27 protein-coding genes and 1 tRNA gene are annotated in these 24417 nt (G+C 64.9%); 15 read left to right on the top strand and 13 right to left on the bottom strand.

Annotated features, from left to right (window positions below):
* Positions 1-18: 18 nt before the first annotated feature.
* The gene (locus ACVW17_RS08090) at positions 19-354 is read right to left on the bottom strand and encodes a GIY-YIG nuclease family protein (RefSeq protein WP_456797011.1); all 336 of its coding nucleotides are present in this window, start codon (positions 352-354) and stop codon (positions 19-21) included.
* Positions 355-469: 115 nt separating this feature from the next.
* Entirely contained in the window at positions 470-1135 is a 666-nt protein-coding gene (locus ACVW17_RS08085; protein ID WP_456797010.1) for a glutathione S-transferase family protein, read from the bottom strand.
* 131 nt (positions 1136-1266) lie between these two features.
* Between ACVW17_RS08085 and ACVW17_RS08080 the strand changes: the two genes are divergently transcribed.
* The 4 genes from ACVW17_RS08080 (at position 1267) to panE (ending at position 5025) form a co-directional block, all read left to right on the top strand.
* Positions 1267-1854 (top strand): DUF2239 family protein, encoded by a 588-nt coding sequence (locus ACVW17_RS08080; RefSeq protein WP_456797009.1) that lies wholly within the window; start codon positions 1267-1269, stop codon positions 1852-1854.
* Between the two features lie 134 nt (positions 1855-1988).
* Positions 1989-3287: an MATE family efflux transporter gene (locus ACVW17_RS08075; RefSeq protein WP_456798936.1), complete on the top strand. Its 1299-nt coding sequence runs from the start codon at positions 1989-1991 to the stop codon at positions 3285-3287.
* 106 nt (positions 3288-3393) lie between these two features.
* Positions 3394-4008, top strand: a complete 615-nt coding sequence (locus tag ACVW17_RS08070) for a DsbA family protein (protein WP_456751390.1) — start codon at positions 3394-3396, stop codon at positions 4006-4008.
* 96 nt (positions 4009-4104) lie between these two features.
* Positions 4105-5025: a 2-dehydropantoate 2-reductase gene (gene panE, locus ACVW17_RS08065; RefSeq protein WP_456751389.1), complete on the top strand. Its 921-nt coding sequence runs from the start codon at positions 4105-4107 to the stop codon at positions 5023-5025.
* Between the two features lie 113 nt (positions 5026-5138).
* On the opposite strand, the gene ACVW17_RS08060 is transcribed toward panE, so the two are convergent.
* The 4 genes from ACVW17_RS08060 to ACVW17_RS08045 all read right to left on the bottom strand — a co-directional run bounded on the left by ACVW17_RS08060 (position 5139) and on the right by ACVW17_RS08045 (position 8455).
* Positions 5139-5717 carry a c-type cytochrome gene (locus ACVW17_RS08060; RefSeq protein ID WP_456751388.1) on the bottom strand — a complete coding sequence of 193 codons (579 nt, stop codon included), beginning with the start codon at positions 5715-5717 and terminating at the stop codon, positions 5139-5141.
* Between the two features lie 203 nt (positions 5718-5920).
* Positions 5921-7198, bottom strand: a complete 1278-nt coding sequence (locus ACVW17_RS08055) for a PQQ-dependent sugar dehydrogenase (RefSeq protein ID WP_456751387.1) — start codon at positions 7196-7198, stop codon at positions 5921-5923.
* A 268-nt stretch (positions 7199-7466) separates the two neighbouring features.
* Positions 7467-7979: a DUF2865 domain-containing protein gene (locus ACVW17_RS08050; RefSeq protein WP_456751386.1), complete on the bottom strand. Its 513-nt coding sequence runs from the start codon at positions 7977-7979 to the stop codon at positions 7467-7469.
* A 401-nt stretch (positions 7980-8380) separates the two neighbouring features.
* Positions 8381-8455 (bottom strand) — tRNA-Gly (locus ACVW17_RS08045).
* A gap of 439 nt (positions 8456-8894) precedes the next feature.
* Here ACVW17_RS08045 and trxA point away from each other — a divergent pair.
* Positions 8895-9815 (top strand): thioredoxin, encoded by a 921-nt coding sequence (trxA, locus tag ACVW17_RS08040; protein WP_456751385.1) that lies wholly within the window; start codon positions 8895-8897, stop codon positions 9813-9815.
* 30 nt (positions 9816-9845) lie between these two features.
* Positions 9846-10520, top strand: coding sequence for an LON peptidase substrate-binding domain-containing protein (locus ACVW17_RS08035; protein WP_456751384.1), 675 nt, complete (start codon positions 9846-9848; stop codon positions 10518-10520).
* A gap of 99 nt (positions 10521-10619) precedes the next feature.
* Here ACVW17_RS08035 and ACVW17_RS08030 read toward each other — a convergent pair whose 3' ends face one another.
* The 4 genes from ACVW17_RS08030 to ACVW17_RS08015 all read right to left on the bottom strand — a co-directional run bounded on the left by ACVW17_RS08030 (position 10620) and on the right by ACVW17_RS08015 (position 14863).
* On the bottom strand, positions 10620-11177 hold the full coding sequence (locus ACVW17_RS08030) for a cytochrome b/b6 domain-containing protein (protein WP_456751383.1): 558 nt from the start codon (positions 11175-11177) through the stop codon (positions 10620-10622).
* A gap of 10 nt (positions 11178-11187) precedes the next feature.
* The gene (locus tag ACVW17_RS08025) at positions 11188-11478 is read right to left on the bottom strand and encodes a PepSY domain-containing protein (RefSeq protein ID WP_456751382.1); all 291 of its coding nucleotides are present in this window, start codon (positions 11476-11478) and stop codon (positions 11188-11190) included.
* 315 nt (positions 11479-11793) lie between these two features.
* Positions 11794-14328 (bottom strand): bifunctional diguanylate cyclase/phosphodiesterase, encoded by a 2535-nt coding sequence (locus tag ACVW17_RS08020; RefSeq protein WP_456751381.1) that lies wholly within the window; start codon positions 14326-14328, stop codon positions 11794-11796.
* Positions 14329-14512: 184 nt separating this feature from the next.
* Positions 14513-14863 (bottom strand): hypothetical protein, encoded by a 351-nt coding sequence (locus ACVW17_RS08015; protein ID WP_456751380.1) that lies wholly within the window; start codon positions 14861-14863, stop codon positions 14513-14515.
* Positions 14864-14955: 92 nt separating this feature from the next.
* Here ACVW17_RS08015 and ACVW17_RS08010 point away from each other — a divergent pair, with 92 nt between their 5' ends.
* The 3 genes from ACVW17_RS08010 to ACVW17_RS08000 all read left to right on the top strand — a co-directional run bounded on the left by ACVW17_RS08010 (position 14956) and on the right by ACVW17_RS08000 (position 16875).
* Complete coding sequence (locus ACVW17_RS08010) at positions 14956-15492, top strand: TetR/AcrR family transcriptional regulator (protein ID WP_456751379.1); 537 nt, start codon at positions 14956-14958, stop codon at positions 15490-15492.
* Positions 15493-15538: 46 nt separating this feature from the next.
* Positions 15539-15736, top strand: a complete 198-nt coding sequence (locus ACVW17_RS08005) for a Trm112 family protein (protein ID WP_018269337.1) — start codon at positions 15539-15541, stop codon at positions 15734-15736.
* 224 nt (positions 15737-15960) lie between these two features.
* Positions 15961-16875: an alpha/beta hydrolase family protein gene (locus tag ACVW17_RS08000; protein WP_456751378.1), complete on the top strand. Its 915-nt coding sequence runs from the start codon at positions 15961-15963 to the stop codon at positions 16873-16875.
* 116 nt (positions 16876-16991) lie between these two features.
* On the opposite strand, the gene ACVW17_RS07995 is transcribed toward ACVW17_RS08000, so the two are convergent.
* Positions 16992-18212 (bottom strand): ubiquinone biosynthesis hydroxylase, encoded by a 1221-nt coding sequence (locus tag ACVW17_RS07995; RefSeq protein WP_456751377.1) that lies wholly within the window; start codon positions 18210-18212, stop codon positions 16992-16994.
* A gap of 206 nt (positions 18213-18418) precedes the next feature.
* Between ACVW17_RS07995 and tesB the strand changes: the two genes are divergently transcribed.
* Positions 18419-19279 (top strand): acyl-CoA thioesterase II, encoded by an 861-nt coding sequence (gene tesB / locus ACVW17_RS07990; RefSeq protein WP_456797008.1) that lies wholly within the window; start codon positions 18419-18421, stop codon positions 19277-19279.
* Positions 19280-19309: 30 nt separating this feature from the next.
* Here tesB and ACVW17_RS07985 read toward each other — a convergent pair whose 3' ends face one another.
* A complete protein-coding gene (locus ACVW17_RS07985; protein ID WP_456797007.1) occupies positions 19310-19870 on the bottom strand; it encodes a GYF domain-containing protein in 561 nt (186 codons plus the stop codon).
* Between the two features lie 147 nt (positions 19871-20017).
* A complete protein-coding gene (locus ACVW17_RS07980) occupies positions 20018-20929 on the bottom strand; it encodes a DUF4339 domain-containing protein (RefSeq protein ID WP_456797006.1) in 912 nt (303 codons plus the stop codon).
* 282 nt (positions 20930-21211) lie between these two features.
* Here ACVW17_RS07980 and ACVW17_RS07975 point away from each other — a divergent pair, with 282 nt between their 5' ends.
* From ACVW17_RS07975 to ACVW17_RS07955, 5 genes are all read left to right on the top strand, one after another.
* Positions 21212-21550: a P-II family nitrogen regulator gene (locus tag ACVW17_RS07975; protein ID WP_456797005.1), complete on the top strand. Its 339-nt coding sequence runs from the start codon at positions 21212-21214 to the stop codon at positions 21548-21550.
* A 75-nt stretch (positions 21551-21625) separates the two neighbouring features.
* Positions 21626-22942 carry an ammonium transporter gene (locus ACVW17_RS07970; RefSeq protein ID WP_456797004.1) on the top strand — a complete coding sequence of 439 codons (1317 nt, stop codon included), beginning with the start codon at positions 21626-21628 and terminating at the stop codon, positions 22940-22942.
* A gap of 130 nt (positions 22943-23072) precedes the next feature.
* The gene (locus tag ACVW17_RS07965) at positions 23073-23387 is read left to right on the top strand and encodes an ArsR/SmtB family transcription factor (protein ID WP_456751372.1); all 315 of its coding nucleotides are present in this window, start codon (positions 23073-23075) and stop codon (positions 23385-23387) included.
* The gene (locus ACVW17_RS07960) at positions 23384-23734 is read left to right on the top strand and encodes an SRPBCC family protein (RefSeq protein ID WP_456797003.1); all 351 of its coding nucleotides are present in this window, start codon (positions 23384-23386) and stop codon (positions 23732-23734) included. Before ACVW17_RS07965 ends, ACVW17_RS07960 begins: the two co-directional genes overlap by 4 nt.
* 50 nt (positions 23735-23784) lie before the next feature.
* Complete coding sequence (locus ACVW17_RS07955; RefSeq protein WP_456797002.1) at positions 23785-24387, top strand: ATP-dependent Clp protease proteolytic subunit; 603 nt, start codon at positions 23785-23787, stop codon at positions 24385-24387.
* Positions 24388-24417: the final 30 nt, after the last annotated feature.

The raw sequence follows: 24417 nt of genomic DNA, 5'->3' as shown, positions 1-24417 counted from the left end.
GCTCGAAAACGCTCTAAGCTACACCGCAGCCGCGTTCAGCTGCATCCGCCAATGCTGCACGCGTTCTTTGAGCAGCGCATCGCGCACATAGCCGAGCTCCTCGTCCTCGATCCGCTCCAGCGTGTCGAGCGTGAGATTGTCCGCGCCATGCGCCGCCCAGGCGCGCTGCAGCTCGGCATTCCGATGACCGCCGATTCGCAGCGTGAACCAGATCCGGTTCTGGATTTTTTGCAGATCGAGCGTTTGCCCGACCCAGACCTCGCCGGTCGCGCGGCAGCGGATCGCGAACACGCCGGCCATGCTCGCACGCTTCTTGTAGTCGGCGATGGCCTGCTTGCGGTGCTCGGTCTTCATGGCCGCTCCTGTCGATTCGACACGCCATTTATACCCGGGCATTATTGACACCGCAATAATACCCGGATATAAATGGCGACATCGAAACCCGAGGCCGCCGGCTATGACTGCGAATCTACCGGCCGACCCGGTACGGCCCACCCTTCTCCAGCGCCCGCGCATAGGCCGGGCGGGCGTGGATGCGTTCGAGGAACGCAACGCACCGGGGATGGCCGTCCTCGAGCCCGCCGCGCGCGGCGGCCGCTTCGAGCGGAAAGCTCATCTGGATGTCGGCGCCGGAGAAGTCTTGGCCGGCGAACCATTCGCTCTTGCCAAGTTCGCCTTCCCAATAGGCCATGTGCTGCTTGAGCTGCGGATTGACCAGCGTCGACAGCGCCGTATTGGATACCTTGCGCACCAAGGGCCGCAGCAGCGCCGGCGCGCGCTTCGGCATCAGCGTGAACAACAGCTTGAGGAGCAGCGGCGTCATCGCCGAGCCCTCGGCATAGTGCAGCCAATAGGTGTAGCGCAGCCGCTCCGGCGTATCGGCCGGCGGGATCAGGCGGCCCTTGCCGTAGCTCGCGATGATGTATTCGAGGATCGCGCCGGATTCCGCGATGGTGTTGCCGTTGTCGGTGACGACGGGCGACTTGCCGAGCGGATGGATCGCGCGCAGCTCCTTCGGCGCCCGCATGTCCGGCTGCCGCTGGTAGCGCACGATTTCGTAGGGCACGCCCAATTCCTCGAGCAGCCACAGCACGCGCTGCGAACGGGAATTGTTGAGGTGATGAACCGTCAGCATGGGCGTCCTCTCGGGTGTCAGCGCAGTCGGGCCGCGCTTGGTGCCAGCCTGACACAGGAAAGTCGAGATGAATGCACGCGGATGGTCCCAAATTACCCGGGCAATATGTCGCGCAACCGAAGAGATCAGTTATGAACCCAGCCTATGTCGCCTTCGAAAACGAGCACTGCATCGCAGCCGGCGACCTCAGCGACGTTGCCCGCGCCGCCAAGCAGTTAATCGACCGGCGCAAGGACGCCGCGATCCTGGTGTTCAACGGCCGCACCTCGGCGCTGGTCGACATCGACTACCGGGGCTCGGTCGACGACGTGTTGGCCCGGCTGCCGAAGCTCGCGCCGCCGCCCAGCGAGGAGCCGGCGGCGCCGGCCGCGCCGCGCGGCCCGGGACGTCCCAAGCTTGGCGTCGTGGCGCGCGAGATCACGCTGCTGCCGCGGCACTGGGACTGGCTCGCGCAGCAGAAGGGCGGCGCCTCGGTTGCGATCCGCAAATTGATCGACGAGGCCCGGCGCTCGAGCGGCGACAAGGACCGCACGCGCGCAGCACAGGATGCCTCCTATCGCTTCATGACCACGATGGCCGGCAACCGGCCGAACTACGAAGAGGCGATCCGCGCCCTGTTCGCGCATGACCGGCGTCGCTTTGCGACGCTGATCGCGGACTGGCCGGCCGACATCCGCGATCACGCGATCAGGCTCGCCCATAGCGATCAAGCGGACTAGCCCGCTCTCGCGCGACATGGTGGCCGCGCGGGTCGTGATTCGACCTGCGCGCCGTCCTGGCAACTCAGATCTGGAAGTTCAACGTGTCCAAGCCCCCGTCCTTGCGCAAAGCCTTCCTGTCGTTCCTGGCGCCGATGCTGCTCAGCAACGTGCTGCAGTCGCTGTTCGGAACCATCAACGGCATCTATCTCGGCCAGATGATCGGCGTCGACGCGCTCGCGGCGGCGTCGGTGTTCTTCCCGGTCATGTTCTTCTTCATCTCCTTCGTGATCGGGCTGAGCGCCGGCGCCTCGGTCATGATCGGCCAGGCCTGGGGCGCCGGCGAGCCCGACCGCGTGAAGGCGGTCGCCGGCACCACCATGACCGTGACGCTGCTGCTGGCGCTGGCGATCGCGATATCAGGCGGCCTGTTCACCCGTCCGCTGCTGATCGCGCTGGCGACGCCGCCTGACGTCCTCGACGCCGCGGTGTCCTATGCGCGGATCATGATGATCGCGATGCCGGTGACGTTCGCATTCCTGCTGCTCACCGCGATGATGCGCGGCGTCGGCGACACCGTGACGCCGCTGGTGGCGTTGACGGTCTCGACCATCGTCGGCCTCGTCGTCACGCCGGCGTTGATCCACGGCTGGCTCGGCCTGCCCAGGCTCGGCGTCGCCAGCGCGGCGGTCGCCTCCGCGGTTTCGGGCGTGGTCACGCTGCTGTGGTTGCATGTCCATATGCTCAGGCACAAGCATGCGCTCGCCTTCGACGCCGCATTCCTGCGCGCGATGCGGCCGAACGGCGGCCTGCTGCGCATCGTGCTGCGGCTCGGCATTCCCACGGCGATCGGCATGGTTGTGGTCTCGCTCGCCGAATTGGTGCTGCTCGGCCTCGTCAACGGCTTCGGCTCCGACGCCACCGCGGCCTATGGCGCGGTCAACCAGGTGATCGGCTATGTGCAGTTTCCGGCAATCTCGATCGCGATATCGGTCTCGATCTTCGGCGCGCAGGCGATCGGCCGCGGCGAGCCCGCCCGCGTCGGCGCCATCGTCAGGACCGGCATCGAGATGAATCTCGCGCTGACCGGCGGACTCGTCCTGCTCGGCTATCTCTTTGCACGGCCGCTGATGGGCTTCTTCATCGTCGACGGCGCGGTGCTCGCACTGGCGCAGCAGCTTTTGTACATCGTGCTCTGGAGCATGGTGCTGTTCGGCATGGCGACCGTGTTCTCGGGCGCGATGCGCGCCGGCGGCACGGTGTGGATGCCGCTATTCATCTCGATCCTGGCGATCGCGCTGGTCGAGGTGCCGGTCGCGATCCTGCTCAGCCGCACCATCGGCATCAGCGGCATCTGGATCGCCTATCCCGCCACCTTCGCAACCATGTTCGTGCTGCAGATGGCCTATTACGCTCTGGTATGGCGCAAGCAGACCATCGAGCGGCTGATTTGACATCGCGCGCCGCGGCTCACATGATGAGTATCATATTCTCCGGATGGCGCCTGCCGCAGCAGGCTCATCCTGGAGAAATGCCCAACAAGCCGAGGGAGAGAGCGCCGTGAGCCAGAAACCGCAATTCCTGTTCGATTTCGGCAGCCCCAACGCCTTCCTCAGCCATGAGGCGATCCCCGCGATCGAACAGCGCACCGGCGTCAAGTTCGAGTATGTCCCGGTCCTGCTCGGCGGCATCTTCAAGGCCACCAACAACAAGTCGCCGGCCGAGACGCTGGCGGGCGTCAAGAACAAGCCCGAGTTCATGAAGATCGAGACCGAGCGCTTCCTCAAGCGCTTCAACGTCAAGCCCTACACCTGGAACCCGTTCTTTCCGGTCAACACACTGAACCTGATGCGCGCGGCGGTCGCGGCCCAGTTCGAGGGCGTGTTCGAGAAGTATGTCGAGGCCGCCTTCCATCACATGTGGGTCGAACCGAAGAAGATGGACGACCCGGAAGTCGCCGGCAAAGCGCTGGCGTCCTCCGGCCTCGATGCGGCAAAGCTGTTCGCCCGGGCGCAGGACGCCGACGTCAAGGGCAAGCTGATCGAATACACCCAATCCGCCGTCGAGCGTGGCGCGTTCGGCTCGCCGACCTTCTTCGTCGGCAAGGAGATCTTCTTCGGCAAGGAGCAGCTGCGCGAGGTCGAGGAAATGATCAAGGGAGCGAATGGCGAATAGCCAGTAGCGAATGGTGCGCCGGCATCTATATCTATTCGCTACTCCCCATTCGCTATTCGCCCGCGGGCAGCGAACAACAAAGAAGGACAAATTCCCATGCGCGTTCTCGTGGTCGGCGCCGGTGCGATCGGCGGTTATTTCGGCGGCCGGATGCTTCAGGCCGGCCGTGACGTCACCTTCCTGGTGCGCCCCCGCCGCGCCTCCGAGCTCGCCTCGGCCGGGCTTGTGATCAAAAGCCCGAACGGCGACGTCACGCTGACCAATCCGCCGACCGTGCAGGCCGACAAGCTCTCGGACAAGTTCGACGTCGTGCTGTTGAGCTGCAAGGCGTTCGATCTCGATGACGCGATCAAGTCGTTTGCGCCAGCGGTCGGCGACAACACCGCGATCATCCCGCTGCTCAACGGCATGCTGCATCTCGATGCGCTCGACAAGGCATTCGGCGCCCGGCATGTGCTCGGCGGCCTCTGCGCCATCGCGGCGACCCTGAACGAGAGGCGCGAGGTGGTGCAATTGCAGCCGATGCAGTCGCTGGGTTTCGGCGAACGCGCCGGCGGCATCTCGGATCGGGTGCGCGCGATTGCCGAGACGTTCTCCGCGATCAACGGTGCCAACGCCAGCGAGCACGTGATGCAGGACATGTGGGAGAAGTGGGTGTTCCTGGCGTCGCTCGCCGCCTCTACCAGCCTGATGCGGACCTCGGTCGGCAACATCCTGGCCGCGCCCGGCGGCAAGGAATTCCTGCTCGGCATCCTCGACGAATGCAGCGCGATCGCCGCCGACGCCGGCCATGAGCCGGGCGGTCCGTTCTTCCAGCGCACCCGTGGGCTGCTCACCACCGAGGGCTCGCCGATGACCGCATCGATGTTCCGCGACATCAAGGCGGGGCTTCCGGTCGAAGCCGACCACGTGATCGGCGACCTGATCGTGCGCGCCGACGCCGCCAAGATCCCGGTGCCGAAGCTGCGCACGGCGTATACGCATCTCAAGGCGTATGAGAAGCAGCGGAGCGCTTAAGTCCTGTAGCCCGGATGAAGCGAAGCGAAATCCGGGTACGGTCGTTCAACTGAGACAGCGGCCCCGGATTGCGCTTCGCTGCATCCGGGCTACGCACGTCCCCGTCGTTGCCGCTACAAATGCGCCAGGTAATGCGCGAGCGCGGTGATCTCTTCATCGCTCAGCGGATAGGCCACGTCGGCCATCACGGCTTGCGCACCGCCGGAGCGTTGTCCGGACTTGTAGTCGTGCAGCGCCTTGACGAGATATTCCTCGCGCTGGCCGGCGATGCGGGCGACCGCCTTGGTACCGGCAAAGGTATCGCCGTGACATGAGGCGCAGCGGCGGCCGGCGGCGGCCTGCTTGCCCTTCTCGGACAAGTCCGGATTGTCGTCCTTGCCGCCCTTGGGCGGCGTCAGCGAGGCGAAATAGGCGCCGAGATTGCGGATGTCCTCATTGCTGAGCTGCTCGACGATCGGCTGCATCTGCTCGTTCTTGCGCGCGCCGGCGCGGAAGAACACCAGCTGCCATTGAATATACTGGTCGAGCTGGCCGGCCAGCGAGGGAATGTTCTCGGTCTGCGAGATGCCGTTGTCGCCGTGGCAGCCGGCGCACATCTCGGCCTTCTCCTTGACGGCGGCATTGTCCGCGCCTTGGGCGGACGACGCCAGCAGGATGGCCGCTGACAGAATTCCAAGCGACGCATGACGCATTGTCAGTTTCTCCGGCTGTCATTGCCGGGCGCCTGTCCTCGACCCGATCGAGGATGCTCCGACAATCCATCTGGTTTGAAAGGGTTTCTTGTTTGGATGGCTGCCCGAACCAAGTCCGGGCATGACGGCTGGTTCCGTCATTTGATCGCAAGCGAGGCTGCGATTGCCTCATCGGCCACCGCAGCCCCGCATTGGCTCGACCGTTACTTCTTGTTGTAGCTGATGCGATAGATCGCACCGGCCCAATCGTCGGCGACGAGGATGGAGCCGTCCTTGTCGAGCAGGATATCGGCGGGACGGCCGAGATAGCCTTGGTCACCCTCGATCCAGCCGGAGGCGAAGATCTCCTGCTTGGCATTCTTGCCATCGGGGCTCGCAGTGATCTTCACGATGCGGCCACCCTGGTACTTGTGCCGGTTCCAGGAACCGTGCTCGGCGATCAGGATCGCGTTCTTGTAGTCGGCCGGGAATTGGCTGCCGGTATAGAACTTCATGCCGAGCGGAGCCACGTGTGCACCGAGATTGTACACCGGCGGGGTGAACTCCGAGCACTTGTGACCCATCGCAAACTTGGTGTCTGGCAAATTGCCCTGGTGGCAGTAGGGATAGCCGAAGTGCTCGCCGATCTTCGAGATCATGTTGAGCTTGTCGCTCGGCAGATCGTCGCTGATCCAGTCGCGGGCATTTTCGGTGAACCAGTACTTGCCGGTGCGCGGATCGACGTCGCCGCCGACCGAGTTGCGCACGCCAAGCGCCCAGATCTCCGCATTGCCGGTCTTCGGATCGACACGGCGGATCTGCGACACCGAGGTCGGCGGGATGCCGATGTTGAAGGGCGGTCCGAACGGAATGTAGAACCAGCCGTCCTTGTCGACGGCGATGTATTTCCAGCCATGCGCCGCGTAGGACGGCATGTCGTCATACACCACCTTGCCGCTGCCGAGATTGTCGAGATTGGCTTCGGCATTGTCGTACTTGATCAGCTTGTCGACCGCGATGACGTAGAGTGCGCCGTCCTTGAAGGCGAGGCCCGTCGGCATGTTGAGGCCCTTGAGGATGGTCTTGACCTCTTTCTTGCCGTTGTTGTCCTTGATCGCATAGACATTGCCGAGGCCGAACGAGCCGACGAACAGCGTGCCCTTGTCGCCCCATGCCATCTGGCGCGCCGCGAGCACGTTCGAGGCATAGACCTCGATCTTGAAGCCCGGCGGCAGCTTGATCTTCTTCATCATGCTGGCGAGTTCGGCGTCGGAGGCGCCGGTCGGCGGACCGGACGGCGGGGCAAGGCCCTTCTGCGCCTCGGTCTCATCGCCGAGGAACCAATCGTCCGGCGGATGGGTCCAGAATTCCTTGGTGCCCGATTCGTACTTCTTCAGCGCACGGTTCTTGTCTGTTTGTTGCTGCGCACTGGCGAAGGTGGTCCCCGCCAGCAGCGCTATCGCCGCGAACGCAAGTATTGATCGATTGAAAGCGGACTTCATCGCGTCACTCCCCTACGCAAGCCGTTGCAGCTTGCCTGTTATTGATTTTGAACGCCCTGAGAGATGATGGTGGCGGTCTGTGAGGTAGGTCAGACGGCAAAATGGTAGCACATCCATCGACGCTGAAAAGCGCATGCCGCGGTGTGCGCTGCGTCAAAACAAGGTGAGGCGAAAATTGAGACGAAATTTTCCCGCGCGCCCTGCCTGATAACAAGGCATTCTGCACCGCAACGTAATATCCGAATGAAGCTAACGCTCGCGATCGCCGCTAACGTGATGAAAGGCGCGCCAGGCCGAGCGCTTGCGCCTTGGCCTTCGACAGCGGCCTGAATAACACGCTGCGACTTTGTCCGCCGGAGATCGCCGCGACCTTGAAGCCGTCATCGGCGGCGATGATGTCGCCGGTCCGCAGCGTTATGTCGTCCTCGATCGGGATCGGCGACAGGCCGGTGGATGCGCTGGCGCTGCACGCGCATTGCGGCACGATCTCGCGCTGGAATCGGAATGCATTGGCGAGCTCCTTGTAGGTGTCGCCCGCTTCCGTCCTGGCGCTGTCGATATCGGAGCCGGAATACAGCTTCACCTCGGCGGCGGGACAGGCCGCCTCGCATGCCCTGAGATCCGCCGCCTCGCTGACGCGCGGCAGCGGGAAGAACCGGCCGTCGCAGGTCCGGACGCAGAACTGCTGTCGACCGCCCCAGTGCGACCGCGTCGTGATGTAGACCCGGGGCCGCGGCCGCCGTTCGGGCTCGAAGTCAGGCGCCGGCGTAAAGCCGGGCATGGCGGGAAAACTGGGTGCGGGCGTATATGCCGAATCGCTCGGCAACATCTGTGCCGGGGCCGGCGCGCATATCCAATTGCCGGCGAGCACGGCCAGCGCTGCAACAGATGCGCGCGCCACGCGGCGGTTCAACCCGGGATCTGGCGTCCAATTGATCGACATCATTCACTTGCGTGCCGCATCGGAGGACGACCGGCAGCCATTCCGACACCGACACAACCACAGATTTCTTTCAGTTTTGAGAATGCACCGTTCGGTCATTGACGAAGCCGGAACGGCCGTCGCCGGCCGCGGCATCTTGACCCCGAGACCGCGGCAATCACCAGAACCGCCGAGCAGCAAAAAGCCCGCACCAATGGGCGGGCCTTCATCAGACTGTCAGCTCGGACAGCGAGATATTTTGGAGCGGGCGAAGGGGCTCGAACCCTCGACCCCGACCTTGGCAAGGTCGTGCTCTACCACTGAGCTACACCCGCATCCGAAATGGCGGCGATCGCTCGCCGGCAACGGCAGACCTATGCCAAAAGCCGTCTGTGAATGCAACACAAGAGCGCGGTCCGAACCTCACGAAATCGTCCGGTTTCCCTAAAAATTGACCCCAAATCGGCCGAAACCGACCGTGGCGACGATTTCTTTTTATGTTTCGGTCAGAACCGGCCCCAAAGCCATCTCATCGCGGAGCGATTCGAGCCGGCTCCCGACCGGCCAGCAGGCGCCAGGTCGCCGCGGCAAGCGGCGGCGTTCGATTTGGGCCGGGTCGTCAGGCTCACCCGATCGCCGATGGAACGGGACGGGCGGCAAGCGATTGAATTTTGTCTTCCGACCGCCATTTAGCCTGACAGAACGGCTGAACGTGCCGACCGGAGCGTGCTAGAACGCCCCGGATTTCCGACCTCAGAAGCAGGCGAGGACAACGTGACGATAATGGAGCAGGGCGGCCCCACGCCCCAGGCAGCGCCCGATCTGATCAAGGAGACGACGACCCAGACCTTCGTCAAGGACGTCATCGAGGAATCGCGCCGGCAGCCGGTGATGATCGACTTCTGGGCGCCGTGGTGCGGGCCCTGCCGTCAGCTGACGCCGATCCTGGAAAAGGCGGTCAAGAACGCCAAGGGCCGGGTCAAGCTGGTCAAGATGAACATCGACGAGCATCCGCAGATTCCGGGCCAGATGGGCATCCAGTCGATCCCGGCCGTGATCGCATTCGTCAACGGCCAGCCGGCCGATGGCTTCATGGGCGCGGTGCCGGAGAGCCAGGTCAACGCCTTCATCGAGAAGATCACCAAGGGCGTGCCCGCCGCCGGCGAGCCCAATCTCACCGATATCCTGGCCGAGGCCGAGGCCGTGCTGGCCGAGGGCGACGCCGCCCAGGCCGCTCAGATCTATGCCGAGGTGCTGGCGCACGACGCCACCAACATCGCGGCGCTGGCGGGTCTCGCCAAATGCTACATCACGTCGGGCGCGGTCGAGCAGGCCAAGCAGACGCTGGCGATGGTGCCGGAAACCAAGCGCAACGACGCCGCGGTGAAGGCGGTGCAGGCCGCGATCGATCTCGCCGAGCAGGCGCAGTCGGTCGGTCCGATCGCCGAGCTGGAACAGAAAGTCGCCGCAAACCCGCTCGATCATCAGGCCCGTTTCGATCTTGCGACCGCGCTCAATGCGATGAACAGGCGCACGGAGGCGACCGAGCAACTGCTCGCGATCGTCAAGCGCGACCGCAAGTGGAACGACGACGGCGCGCGCAAGCAGCTGGTGCAGTTCTTCGAGGCGTGGGGCGGCACCGATGAGGCAACCGTCGAGGGGCGCCGGCGATTGTCGACGATCCTGTTCTCGTAACGCACGCCCGTCACAGCAGCGGGACCGCAGATGCCGATCAATGCCGAATATCGCGGGCCCGGCGAGCTCCCGGAGATCATCCCGGTGTTCCCGCTGCCCGGTGCGCTGCTGTTGCCGCGCGGCCAGATGCCGCTCAACATCTTCGAGCCGCGCTATCTGGCGATGGTCGACGACGCGCTGCGCGACGGCCATCGCCTGATCGGGATGATCCAGCCCGATGTGGCGCATTCGCAGAAAGAGGCCAAGCCGGTGCTGTTCCGCATCGGCTGCGTCGGCCGCATCACCCAGCTCGCCGAATCCGGCGACGGCCGCTACATCCTCGAACTGACCGGCGTCGCACGCTTCAAGGTGGTCGAGGAATTGAACGTGCAGACGCCGTATCGGCAGTGCAAGGTCGACTTCTTCTCGTTCACCGGCGACTTCACCGCGCGCAAGGGCGAGGACGCGGTCGACCGCAAGGCACTGCTCGAGGTACTCGCCGATTTCCTGGAGGCCAACAATCTGAAGGTCGATTGGGAAGGCATCGAATCCGCGCCCAACGAGGCGCTGGTCAACGCGCTGGCGATGATGTCGCCCTATGGCCCGGCCGAGAAGCAGGCGATGCTCGAAGCCCCCGACCTGAAGACCCGCGCCGAGATCCTGATCGCGGTCACCGAGATGGACCTCGCCAAGAAGCGCACCTCGGGCGACCCGCCGGTGCAATAGCTACCGACCGGGATCAGACGTTTGTCGTTTGGATCGGTTCGGCCCGCGATCGCCTACCTCTACCAGCCGGGGCGAGGTGAACTTCCGTTGCCGCTTCAGTTAAGAGCGATTGCGAAGCTGCTTGCGTCCGGTGAACATCGCACGCACCAGGTTCTGCCGCTGCAGCAATCCCACCACGATGACGCCGAGCACGTGCAAGGCGACGAGGATGATGACCGCGTCGGAAGCATAGGCGTGGGTGTCTTCGACCCACCAGACGCCGAAGAAGGTCACGGTGACTTCCATTGCGCCGGTGATCGCGGATACCGCGAGCGTGAGCAGCAGCGCCACCAGCATCACGGTGCCCGCGGGATTGAGCCCGATATAGCGCCCGGTGATGCCGCGCCGGAGATTCCAGATGTAGCGTGGCGCCGCGCGCAGGCGAACGATGAGCTTGCCGAAACGCGCATAGCGCGTGCCGGCAAAGCCCCAGACCAGGCGAAACGCCAGCAGGCCGATCACGGCATAGCCCGCCAGCCGGTGCAGCCGGTCATGGACGTTGGGCGTCACCCACGCGACCAGGACGAGGATGGCGAGCGCCCAGTGCCAGAGCCGCAGCGGCAGGTCCCAGACCTGCACATGGGTCGCGCCGCGGGCGCCCGGCGCCGCCTCCGTCATCGCACTGGCGTCACTTCGCGATGGTGTGCTTCAGGCTGAGATCCTCCGGGCTGTAGAACAGCTCGTAGAGCTTGCCTTCCTTGACGCCGTACACTTCGTAGCAGGAGCCCTCGACCTTCGAGCGGCGCACCTCATATCCGGCCTCCTTGGCCTTGGCTTCGGCATCGGTTGCCGGCTTCCACGACGCCTTGTCGAGCTTGGTGCAGGTCTTGTAGCCGTCGGCGAACGCCGCCGATCCGGTCAGCCCAACAGCGCCCCCAAGCACACCGGCTGCCAGTGCAGCGCTCAAAATCGTTCGCACGCGCAATCTCCCCTCCGTTGACGATGATGCCCACGACGTCATCGCGCAGGGCACATCCGTGAACAATGCTGAGGCGATTGCCAAGTCAAGCAAGCGCGGCAGAGACCGGCTTTAGAGAAATTCTAACGATGGCGAAAACCGCTTTGCGCTCCAGCAATTTCGCTTTGACCGCGCGCTGCGGCCTAAAGCCTCATCCGCGCGTTTTCGAGCGACGTGGACACCGGTTCGCGTGAAGAAAACGCGCCAAAGCAAACATCTGGAGCCTCGTTCCGGTTCAATCGGGAAGGAAAGGCTCTGGCCCGCGCGAGCCATCGGTCAGGACGCGGCGCCCGCCATGGCGCGACGAACCGCGGGGCGTTCGGCTGCAGCCTGGGCCCGCCCACCGATCATCTGCGCGACCTTCTCGCTCTGCACCGGCGGGCTGAAGTGGAAGCCCTGCACTTCCACGCAGGCATCGGCGCGCAGGATGTCGAGCTGCTCCCTGGTTTCGACGCCTTCGGCCGTCGTCGTCTTGCCGAGGCTGACCGCGAAGCGAACGATCGCGCGCGCGATCCGGCGCGACTCGTCGGTTGCGCTTGAGAGTTCGGACACGAAGCTGCGGTCGATCTTGACCTTGTCGAACGGAAACTTCTGCAAAAAGCTCAGCGACGAATAGCCGGTGCCGAAATCATCGAGCGCAATCCGCACCCCGAGGTCGTGCAGCTGGCTCAGCGCCGCGAACACCGCTTCGGCGTCCTGGATGATGGCGGTTTCGGTGACTTCGAGCTCGAGCCGGTCGGGCGATATTCCCGCGCTCGCCAGCGCGTGGACGATCACCGGCACCAGCTCCGGGCTCCTGAACTGCACCGGCGACAGATTGATCGCGATCTTGAGATGGTCGGGCCATTTGGCGGCTTCCGCGCACGCGGTGCGCAGCACCCATTCGCCGAGCGGCACGATCAGGCCGGTCTCTTCCGCCAGCGGAATGAACTGCACCGGCGACACCATGCCGCGCTGCGGATGATGCCAGCGCAACAGCGCCTCGAAGCCGCAGGTCTCCCCGCTGGCGACATGGATGAACGGCTGATAGTGCAACTCGAACTCGCCGTTGGCGAGCGCACTGCGCATGTCGCGCTCGAGGCTGCGCCGGGCCTGCAGCAGCCGATCGAGCTCCGGCTCGAAGAAGCGGAACGAGCCGCGCCCGCCGCTCTTGGCCGAATAGAGCGCAAGGTCGGCGCTGCGCAGCACCTCGTCCGAATCGGTGCCGTCGCGCGGCGCGATCGCAATCCCGATGCTGGTGGTGGTGGTCACCCGATGATGGCCGAGATCGATCGGCTCGCTGAGCGCCTTTTTGATCTTCTCGGCGAGCAGGCCCGCTTCCGTAACCGGATCGGTGACATAGTCGATGACGGCGAACTCGTCACCGCCGAGCCGCGCGACCAGCGTGGTTTCGGCAACGCACCTGCGCAGCCGTCCGGCCACCAGTTTGAGCAGCGCGTCGCCTGCCGGATGCCCGAGCGTGTCATTGACTTCCTTGAAGCGATCGAGATCGAGCATCAGCACCGCAAGACTCGGTCCGCCGCACCGCGCGCCGGACAGCGCCTGCTCCATCCACTCCCTGAGCAGCACGCGGTTCGGCAGATCGGTCAGCGCGTCATGTTGCGCCATATGGGTGATCTTGGCCTCGGAGCGCCGCTGCTCGGTGACGTCGCGATGCGTCGCCACCCAGCCACCGCCGGGCATCGGCTGCCGCGTCACGCAGATCAGGCGGCCGTCGGCAAGCTCGTCGACCCGGCTGCTGATCTCGTCAGCCGGCAGTGCATTCAATGTCGCGAGCACCTGCGTCGCGGCACGGTCGCTGGTCTCGCCCTTGAGAATGCCGTTGGCGATCCGATGCGTGATGATCGCGCGATGCGCGGTGCCGGGCAGCAGCAGTTCGGGCGGCAGCCGGTACATCTTGGCATAGCGCTCGTTGCACACCACGAGGCGTTTCTCCGCATCGAACATGCAGAGGCCCTCGCCCATGTGGTTGATCGCCGTATCCAGCCGCAGCCGTTGTTCCTCCAGCTCCTTCTGCGACGCCTCGACCTGCTGGCGTGCCAGCGACAACTGGCTGATGATCTCCTCGAAGCGGCGGGTGCGAAGCGCGAGGCGCCGGTCCGCGAGCACGCCGACCAGGCTCATCCCGAGCACCGAGAGCGCGACGCCGGCGATCACGATGGCGAGGAAGGCAGGCGAGAGCGACAGCGCCGCCGGCGCCTGCAGCGGGTCTGGAACGATCCCGACCGCGCCCATCGCGGTGAAATGATGCGACACGATCGCAAGCGTCAGCAGCAGCGCCGCGACCAGCGTCATCCAGCGATCCTGATGGCGGACCGCGACCCCCAGTGCAGCGTAGCCGAACAACATGCCGAGCACGATGGATGCCGCCACGAGGTCAAGCGACCAGACCACGTGGCCCGGCACTTCCAGCGCCCACATTCCGAGATAGTGCATGCTGGCAATGCCGGCACCGATCACCGCGCCGCCGACCGGTGCGCGCCATGGACTGGTATCGCTGGCGGCGAGGCCGAGGCCGCCGGACGTCAGCGTCATCGCCGCGGCGAGCGAGAGCGCCGTCAGGACGATGCCGTAGCCGGTCGGCACGCCCGGCTCGTAGGCCAGCATGGCGATGAAATGCGTTGCCCAGATGCCGTAGCCGATCGCAGCGCCCGCGATCGCGATCCAGATCAGCCGCGTCCGCGCTTGCGACGCGATCGCGCGGTGGAAGATGTTGACGGCAACGATGCTGGCGACGAAGCACACCAGCCCGGCGAGCAGAACGAGCCGCCAGTCATGCTCACCTGAAAGACACGTCAAAACACGAAACATGCATCGGTCCATGGTTGTCCGCGCGGACAAGCTAGGCCGATTGAATTGTCTTCTCGATAATTTTCTGCAACTTTCAGTGGCATGGTTATCCGCGCGTAAGCCGATTCCGCACGGAAATTGATGGCTCCATAAATTTCGCACACGGCTGCAAATGCACGTCTGCAGGCATTGAGGGCAGCGCGCACTAGTAGCCGGCGGCGGCAAGCGCGACCACCGCGCTCATCGCCATCCAGCCGACATGGCGGAAGCGGGTCGCGATTGCATTTGCGAGCGCGGCGAAGCCGAACACGATGGCGAGCGTCGCCACGATCCAGTGCCGTGCCGCATCGGAGGCCATCGCGGGCGCGGCGATCAGCAACACGCCGCCGCCGATCCAGGCGACGGTGCCGGCCTGGTAGACCAGACGAAGCAGCAGGCGCAGCCGCGGCGGCTCGACGGTGGCGCGCGCGAAGATCTTGGTCTCGCCAAGGACTCCATGGATCAGGCTGACCAGGATGGCGATGACACCGGCGCCTTGCAGCAGAAGATCACGCATCGCGAAGGTCTCCATACAGCGCTGTATGGATGAGACACCGGACGCTGGCGCCTGTCAATACACTTGTGTATGGTTGTCGCCGACGGGGAACCATGACGGAACAGCTTTCAGCCAAGGATTGGCTCGACCAGGGCCTGAAGACGCTGGCGCGGCGCGGCTTCACGGCGCTGAAGGCCGAGCCGTTGGCTAAGGCGATGGGCGTCTCGCGCGGCAGCTTCTACTGGCATTTCGCCGACATCGGCGCCTACCAGGCGGCGATCCTCACTTATTGGCGCGAGGTCGCTGCCGAACGGGTGATCGCCGAGCTCGACACCATCCCGGAAGGCGGCGATGCGCTGGCACTGCTGCTGCGCCGGAGCTTCTCGGCGCGGCTGGCGCTGGAGCGCGCGGTGCGCAGCTGGGCCACCGCCGATGCCGCAGCACGCGCCGCCGTGCTCGCGGTCGACCAGCGCCGGATCGGCTATATCGAGACCCTGCTGCGGCAGGCCGGATTCCCCGACGAGGCGGCAGGCGGCCGCGCACAGATCCTCTATTGGGCCTTCATCGGCTACGCGGTGTCCGAGCAGACGCTGCCGAAAGCACGGCAGCAGGCCGCAATCGACCAGCTGTTGCGCATCGCCAGGCGCTGACAGCGCGCGCCGGGATGTGCTACAGGACGGCGAGCCGGAGACCACAATGAATTCGACTACTGACCATCTCGAGAGCACCGCCGACCCAAAACTGCTCGAAATCCTGGTGTGCCCGATCACCAAGGGGCCGCTGGAGTTCGATGCCGCGCGGCAGGAGCTGATCTCGCGCTCCGCCAAGCTCGCCTATCCGATCCGCGACGGCATCCCGATCATGCTGCCTGAAGAGGCCCGCAAGATCGACTAGTGTGCTGAATGCGAAGTTCGTGCGATCTCGCGGCAGCCACCTTCACGAACTTCGCATTCATAAAGCACACTAGAATCATAAGTCTGCTAGTGTCCTTATCGAATCTGAAGTTCGCTCCGAAGGTGCGGCAAATGATGCGAACTTCAGATTCGGGATACTAGATCATGATCCGGAAAAGTGTGAAGCGGTTTTCCAAAAAGCTCATGCTCCAGTAAGAGGACTGCATGCGCGCCCTCGTCACATGGCTGCTGCTGCTCGTCGCGCTGACGAGTGCGGCAGCCGACGAGAGCAGGCTGCGCGTCGGCCCGATCGATGCGGTGCTGACGGTCCCGCTCGACATCGCTAAGCCACCGGTGGCACTCTTGATCGCCGGCTCCGGCTCGACCGATCATGACGGCAACGGACCGCAGCTCAAGCCGGCGACCTTGAAGAAACTCTCCGAGCAGCTGGTCGCGCACGGCATCGCGACGCTGCGCTACGACAAGCGCGGTGCCGGCGAGTGGAAGAAGGAATTCGGCCGACCCGAGGATTTTCGCTTCAAGGACTTCGTCGGCGATGCCGCGGCGCTGATCGACTATCTGCGCGGCAGCGGTCGGTTCGCGCATGTCGCGGTGGTCGGCCACAGCGAAGGCGGCCTGGTCGCGATCCTCGCGGCGCAGCGCGTGCCGGTCGACCGGCTGGTGCTGCTCGCAACGGCGGCGCGCAAGCAGGGCGACCTGTTGAAGGCGCAGCTTGAGAAGCAGCTGCCGCCGGACAGATTCGCGCCGATCGGAAAAGCCATCGACGATATCATGGCCGGGCAGATCGTCGATCCGCCGCCGGCCGGGCTTGCGATCTCGCCGGCGCTGCAGCCCGCCATCGCATCGGCTTTTACCGAGGATCCGATCGAGCCGATGCGCAAGATCACCGGGCCGACGCTGATCATCGCAGGCGGCCGCGACCATCAGCTGGCACGGCTCGACTTCCTCGCGCTCACCACCGCCGACATCGCCGCCAAATCCTTGTGGCTGCCGGACATGAATCACGTGTTGGTCGACGTCACCGACGCGGCGGATGATGTGGCGAGCTACAATGAGCCGGAACGGCCGCTCGACCCCGACCTGATCGACGCGGTGGCTACTTTCATTGCACCGAAGTGAGGCGATGCGCGCATCCGTAGCCGGGATGGAGCGCAGCGCAATCCGGGACGGTTCATCCGCGGAAAAATTCCCCGGATTTCGCTTCGCTGCATCCGGGCTACAGCGTCGAGCAATCGCTATAACGCCTCGCCCTTCAACAGCCGCGGCACCTCGCCTGACAGTCCCGCCGCCTGGCGGATGAACATGCTCTTCAGCGGCGGTGTCCGATCGACCAGGCTCAGCCCGATATCGCGCACGGTGCGCAGCAAGGTCGATTCATTGGAGAACAGGAAGTTCAGCGAGTTGGTCGCAACGCCCATCGCCATGGTGTCGAAGCGCCGCCAGCGCTGGTAGCGCTCGAGCACGTCGGCCTGACCGAGATCCATGCCGAGCCGCGCCGCGTCAACCACGACCTCGGCCAACGCGGCGACATCCTTCAGGCCCATGTTGAGGCCCTGCCCCGCGATCGGATGGATCACATGTGCGGCGTCGCCGATCAGCGCGAGGCGTTCGGCGATGAACGAGCGCGCGACGAAATAGCCGAGCGGGAAAGCGCGCGGCTTGTCGAGCGCCTTGATCTCGCCGAGATGCAAACCAAAACGCTGCTCGAGCTCGGCGTGGAATTCCTCTTCGCTCAGTGCCGTGATGCGCGCGGCATCCTTGCGCGTCTCGGTCCACACCAGCGACGAGCGGTTGCCGGTCAGCGGCAGGATCGCGAACGGGCCGGCGGGCAGGAAATGCTCCTCGGCGCGGCCATGATGCTCGCGCTCGTGCCCGACGGTGACGACGATGCCGGATTGGTCATAGTCCCAGCCATGGGTCGCAATGCCGGCGTGCTCGCGCAGCTTCGAGCGAGCGCCGTCGGCGGCGACCAGGAGGCTCGCATCGATCACGCCCCCATCGGCAAACGTGACGCTGACGCCGTCGGGCCGCGAGGCGAAGCTCGACACCGCAGTCGCGCGCAGCTCGACGCCCTCGGCCTCGGCACGCGCAGCCAGCGCATCGATCAGATAGCGGTTCTCGACCATATGGGCGAACGGCTCGCCGGGCTCGACATTGCCGGCGAAGGTCAGGAACACCGGGCGCGTCGCGTCCTCCAGCTTGGAGTCGGTCACCACCATGTCGGATATCGGCTGCGCGGTCGGCGCGACCTGGCCCCAGACCCCGAGGGTCTCGAACAGCCGCCGGCAGGCCGCCACGATGGCGGTGGCGCGCGGATCGCGGCTTGGACGCTGGCTCAGCGCCGGATCGGCCACGATGACCGGGACGTCCGGCCCGAGCCCCTGGCGCAGCGCCACCGCCAGCGCCAGCCCCGCAAACGCGCCCCCGCAGATCACGATACTTCGTTGTGCCGGCATGCCTTTTCCTTACGCGCCCGACGCCATCAGACTGTGCTTGCTACCTGATAATAGCTGGGCGAAACAGGGGGCAGAAACAAGCCCGATCGTCATTCCGGGGCTCGCGCAGCGAGAACCCGAAATCCATTAAGCCGCATCTTCGTGGACGAATGGATTCCGGGCTCTCGCTTCGCGAGCCCCGGAATGACGGATAGAGAGCATCACCGATGTCCAAAAGCCTGATCGACCTGCTGTCCATCCTCGATCTCGAGCAGCTCGAAGTGAATCTGTTCCGCGGCAACAGTCCGAAGACGAGCTGGCAGCGCGTGTTCGGCGGCCAGGTGATCGGCCAGGCGATGGTCGCGGCCTGCCGCACCGTCGAGGGGCGGCTGCCGCACTCGATCCATTGCTATTTCATCCTGCCCGGCGACCCGCAGATCCCGATCATCTACCAGGTCGAGCGGCTGCGCGACGGCAAGAGCTACTCGACCCGGCGCGTCACCGCGATCCAGCACGGCAACGCGATCTTCTCCATCATGGTCTCGTTCCATGCCGATGAAGCGACCAACTTCAATCACCAGGAGAAGATGCCCGACGTGCCGCCGCCGGAGAAGCTGACCGCGGAGGAAGTGTCGAAGCAGCCGATGTTCAAGGAGATGCCGGAGTTCATCCGCCGCTACTACGAGAGCGACCGGCCGATCGAGTTGCGCCCGGTCGAGCTCGGCCGCTATTTCGGCCAGCAGATCGACGACGGCCGCATCCATGTCTGGATCCGCACCGCGGCGAAATTGCCCGACGATCCGGCGCTGCATCTGTGCGCGCTGGCCTATGCCTCGGATTTCTCGCTGCTCGATGCTGTCATGGCGCGCTACGGCCGCACGCTGTTCGACAAGCGCATGATGCCGGCGAGCCTCGATCACGCGATGTGGTTTCACCGCCCGTTCCGCGCCGACGAATGGCTGCTCTACGCGCAGGATTCGCCAAGCGCACAGTCAGGCCGCGGCCTGACCCGTGGCCTGATCTTCAAGCCCGACGGCACGCTGGTGGCGTCCGTCGCGCAAGAGGGGTCGGTGCGCGAACGCAAATAGCAATCGCGTCCCGCCGCGTCGCCGGCGCGCTCAGTCGCGCCCGGTCTCGCGCGGCAGCAGCGCGATCCTGAAGCCGCTGTATTTCTTTTCCAGCGCCATCCGCAGGCAGACGATCGACCAGATCAGGCCGACAACGGCGCCAGCCAGTCCTGTTGTGGATTGCAGCAGGGGTTTCGGCGCGCCGAGCACACCCATCACAAGGCCGATGACGAACCCGATCGCCGCGCCGATCAGGACCGATCCGAGCAGCGACCGCCAGATAAACAGCCAGTAGATCCTCAGCAATCTCCCGAGCGTGATGTCCAGCTCCTGGATATGTCCAGCCGCCAACGCTTGACGCTGCGGAGCGCCGCCGGTGGCCAATGATGGACCGAACCCCGCCTCACCTTGAGCGAAGGAATTCACCGGCTGCTGCGCGTTGGTCAGGAGACCGGGAACGTCGCCGGCTTTGGCCCAGCCCGCCATGCCTTCGCTCCAGACCAGCGTATCCGCGGTCACCTTTCGCCTGGCGATGAGGTCGCGAAACTCGGCATCTGAGCACGGACCCTTTTGCTGGCCGTCGGATCCATAGAACCAGGACCTGTCAAACATGTCGGAGCCTCGAGGCGGACGCTATGGCGGGACATCACCTAAGGAAAGCGGTGGCGAGAAAGTCGGCGTTGCGCGAGCGCTTCCGGCTTCAATGAGGTGGCGGCCCCTCTCCCTGCGACGTGAAGGGAGAGGGAGCGCCGCAGGAGCTTACACGTTCGCGACGGCACCGCGCTCGGTCAGCGCGAATTGCGAGATGAACCAGTTGGCGTACCAGCGCAGCACCCACGGAATCGGGATCAGGAAGGCGAAGCCGACCGTGAACACGATGGTTCGCCACAGCACCTCGAGCCCCGTCGCATTGAAGCTGACCTCTCGGCGCGTGCCGTCGATGTTGCGGCAGATCCAGCGCATCCATGCGGTCATCACCCAGGCCCAGCCGATGATGGTGATGGTCGAGATCACGATCGCGACGTACCAGCCGACATAGGCAAGCGGGCTGCCCGTGAACGAGATCGGCAGATCCTGGCCGCGCGAGGAGAGATGGCCGATGATCCAGCGGACGATCATCCAGCTCAGGAAGCCCTGCAGCAGCAGCGACAGCAGCGTGACGATATTGCTGTTGGCCGCACCGGCATAGGTCAGCAGGCCGAGCACGATGAAGGCGTACCAGATGTCGAGCGGCTGCCCGGTGAAGGCGAGATGCGGCCGGCCCGGCACGCGGATATAGGGAATCGCAAAACGATACAGCCCGGTCGCGGTCCACGGCGCGGGGATGACGAAGATCTGGCCGATGAACATCAGCAGGCTGCGGCCGAACAGGCCCCAGATCGGGAAGTCGGCCGACAGCGCCCCGCCGCTATAGTCTCCGGATGCGGTCACCTGGGACGCCGCCACCTGCGGCGGTCCGCCGGCTTGCGGGAATGCCGGCGGTGCGGCGACGGCGGCGCTCGGGACGAGGCCCGGAATCTCCCCGGCCTTCTGCCAGCCGGCCATGCCCTCGGTCCACACCAGGGTATCGGCCCCCACCATGCCACGGGTGATCAGGTCGCGGAGCTGGGCTTCAGGCAGGGGGCCCTTTTGCTGGCCTTCGGATGCATAAAACCAGTTTCGGTTGGACATTATCTTGGTTCCTCGGGGGCGCGCGCACGCACACGCGGTAGCAAAGCAAGCCAGCGGGGGGCGCCGGCCGGGCGGAAAAGCCACATTGTGGCGGACGGTTGTCGTCCCGTACAGTGACGGAGTTCACCCGTTGCGTACGTTTTCCGCTTCAACCTGCAACTTTTTTATGCCATTTGCCCAGAAAGCTGCCAGATTTGGCGGGCGCGAAATGCCGGGGACGGCAAATTGCCGGGCCGGGGACAGGCGCACACGGAAAACCTCAAGGGAATGAAGGCCTGAACCATGAAACTCGTCGTCGCGATCATCAAACCGTTCAAGCTCGATGAGGTGCGCCAGGCGCTGACCGCGATCGGCGTCCACGGCATGACGGTGACCGAGGTGAAGGGCTATGGCCGCCAGAAGGGCCACACCGAGATCTATCGCGGCGCCGAATATGTCGTGAACTTCCTGCCCAAGCTTCGGATCGAGATCGCGGTCGATTCCAGCCTCGCCGAACAGGCGGTCAACGTCATCACCCAGCACGCCCGCACCGGCCAGATCGGCGACGGCAAGATCTTCGTGACGCCGATCGACCACGCCTTGCGCATCCGCACCGGCGAGACCGACAACGACGCGCTCTGAATTTCACCGCCGGCAACGATGCCGGCGCACGCCAGACATCCACACCAAGAAACGACCACACGCCGGGGAATGATGATGGGGGCACGGGCTCTTCGTGCAGCGATATCAGCTGCGCCGATCACTGCTGCAATGCTGCTCGCGTGGGCCACGCCGGCGTCAGCACAAGACTCTGCCAATTCCGGCATCAACGCCGCCGACACCGCCTGGATGATCGTCGCCACCGCGCTGGTGCTGATGATGACGATCCCGGGGCTCGCGCTGTTCTACTCCGGCATGGTGCGCAAGAAGAACGTGCTGGCGACGATGGCGCAGAGCCTCACGGCGGTCGCGATCATTTCGATTCTCTGGGTCGCGTTCGGCTATTCGCTGACCTTCGTCGGCAATGGCCCATGGCTCGGCTCGCTCGACAGCGGGTTCCTGGCGGGCATCACGATGGACAGCGTCAACCCGGCGGCGAAGACCATCCCGGAGGCGCTGTTCATGCTGTACCAGATGACGTTTGCGATCATCACGGTGGCGCTGGTCGCAGGCTCGGTCGCCGACCGCATGCGGTTCTCCGCCTATGTGCTGTTCTCGATCGGCTGGTTCATCTTCGCCTATGTGCCGCTGGCGCATTGGGTGTGGGGCGGCGGCTTCCTCGCCCAGGCGGGCGTGCTGGATTTCGCCGGCGGCCTCGTCGTGCATCTCTCCGCCGGCATCAGCGGCCTGGTGGCGGCCAAGGTGATGGGCAACCGGCACGGCTATGGCCATGATAATCTGTCGCCGTTCGACCTGTCGCTCGCCGTGGTCGGCACCGGCCTGCTCTGGGTCGGCTGGTTCGGCTTCAACGGCGGCTCGGCACTGGCGGCCAATTCGCGCGCGGTGTTGGCGATCACCGCGACCCATCTCGCGGCCTGCGCCGGCGCGCTGACCTGGGGCGCGATCGAATGGGCAACGCGGCGCAAGCCGTCGGTGCTCGGCATGATCTCTGGTGCGGTCGCAGGGCTCGGCACCATCACCCCGGCATCCGGTTTCGTGGCGCCGTGGCACGGCATCATCATCGGCATCATCGCCGGTCTGGTCTGCTTCTGGGCCTGCACCTGGCTGAAGCATCGCTTCCAGTATGACGATTCGCTCGATGTGTTCGGCGTCCACGGCATCGGCGGCCTGACCGGCACGCTGCTCGCCGGCATTTTCGCCACCGCGGCGATCGGCGGCACTTCCGGCCTGCTCGAAGGCAACCCGCAGCAGCTGCTGATCCAGCTCTACGGCGTCGCCGTCACGCTGGTCTGGTGCGGCGGCGTCACCTTCGCGCTGCTCAAGCTGGTCTCTGCCTTCGTCCCGCTGCGGGTGTCGATGCAGCAGGAGCTCGAAGGTCTCGACATCTCGCAGCATGGCGAGGCGTTGCAGTAGCAGCCCAGCTCGGCTCATGGGGCGCGAGGGCAAACTCGCAAAACAACCCCATGCAAAGGATCCGCGCGCCGCGACAGCACGCGGATAGTTCGGGCTTGCGCGACACATAAGTATATGCTTATGTGTCGGCATGATCGAAGTTGACATCTTCAAGGCGCTGGCCGATCCGACCCGGCGCAAGGTCTTCGAGAAGCTGGCCGGCGGCAGCCTGAACGCCAGCGCCTTGCGCGACGGATTGGAGATCAGCCAGCCGGCGATGTCGCAGCATCTGGCGGTGCTGCGCGCGGCCGGGCTGGTGCGCGAGCAGCGGCAGGGCCGCTTCGTGAACTACGAGGTCGACCCGGACGGCATCGCCAGCATCGGGACCTGGCTGGCGCGCTACCGCGCCTATTGGCCGAAGCGCATCGAAGCGCTCGCCGACCTGCTGAAGGACATGGATCAATGAGCGACGCAGTGAATCCTGATCACGCCGACGCAGCTCTGGTGATGGAATACGAACTCGATGCGCCGCCCGAAAAGGTCTGGCGTGCCGTCACGATTCCGGCGCTACGCGAGCGCTGGCTGCCGGATTCCGATCTCGCCGGCGCCGAGCCTGAATCAACGATCACTGGCGAAGAGGTGCGTTACCGGCTGCGCGAGTCCGAGCCGCCGTTTCGCGAAAGCCATGTCACGTTCCGGATCGAGCCGAACGAGGCCGGCGGCACGACGTTTCGTATCATTCAGGAAGCCTGCGAGAGCAAACAGCCGCGCGCGGCCAATAGCAACAACCGCGCCCTGATGCGCGCGGCCTGATCCCAACTTCAACCGCTGAACGTCATCACCTGCAGACATGGAGGTCGCCGATGCGCGACATGATGCAACTCGTCCCCATGGTCGTCGAACAGTCGAGCCGCGGCGAACGATCCTTCGACATCTATTCCAGGCTGCTGCGCGAGCGCATCATCTTCCTCAACGGCGAGGTCAATGATGCGATGTCCGGACTGGTCTGCGCCCAGCTGCTGTTCCTCGAGGCGGAGAACCCGCACAAGCCGATCAACCTCTACATCAACTCCTATGGCGGCGTGATCACCAGCGGGCTGGCGATGTACGACACCATGCAATTCATCAAGGCACCGGTGCATACGCTCTGCATGGGCACCGCGCGCTCGATGGGATCGTTCCTGCTGATGGCCGGCGAGCCCGGTCACCGCGCCGCGCTGCCCAACGCCAGCCTCCACGTGCATCAGCCGCTCGGCGGCTTCCAGGGCCAGGCCTCCGATATCCTGATCCACGCCACCGAGATGCAGGAGACCAAGCGGCGCATCACCCGGCTCTATGCGCAGCATTGCAAGCGCGCCGAGGCGGACGTGGAGCGGACCCTGGATCGCGATCACTTCATGTCGGCGCAGCAGGCGCTCGAATGGGGGCTGATCGACAAGGTGTTTTCCGAACGCGAGGCCGCCTAATCCCCCGGCAGCACCTTATTTAAATACCTG

The sequence above is a fragment of the Bradyrhizobium sp. USDA 4473 genome (assembly GCF_054063335.1).
Note: the sequence above shows the minus strand (reverse complement) of the source record. Positions and strands in the feature narration are given on the sequence as shown.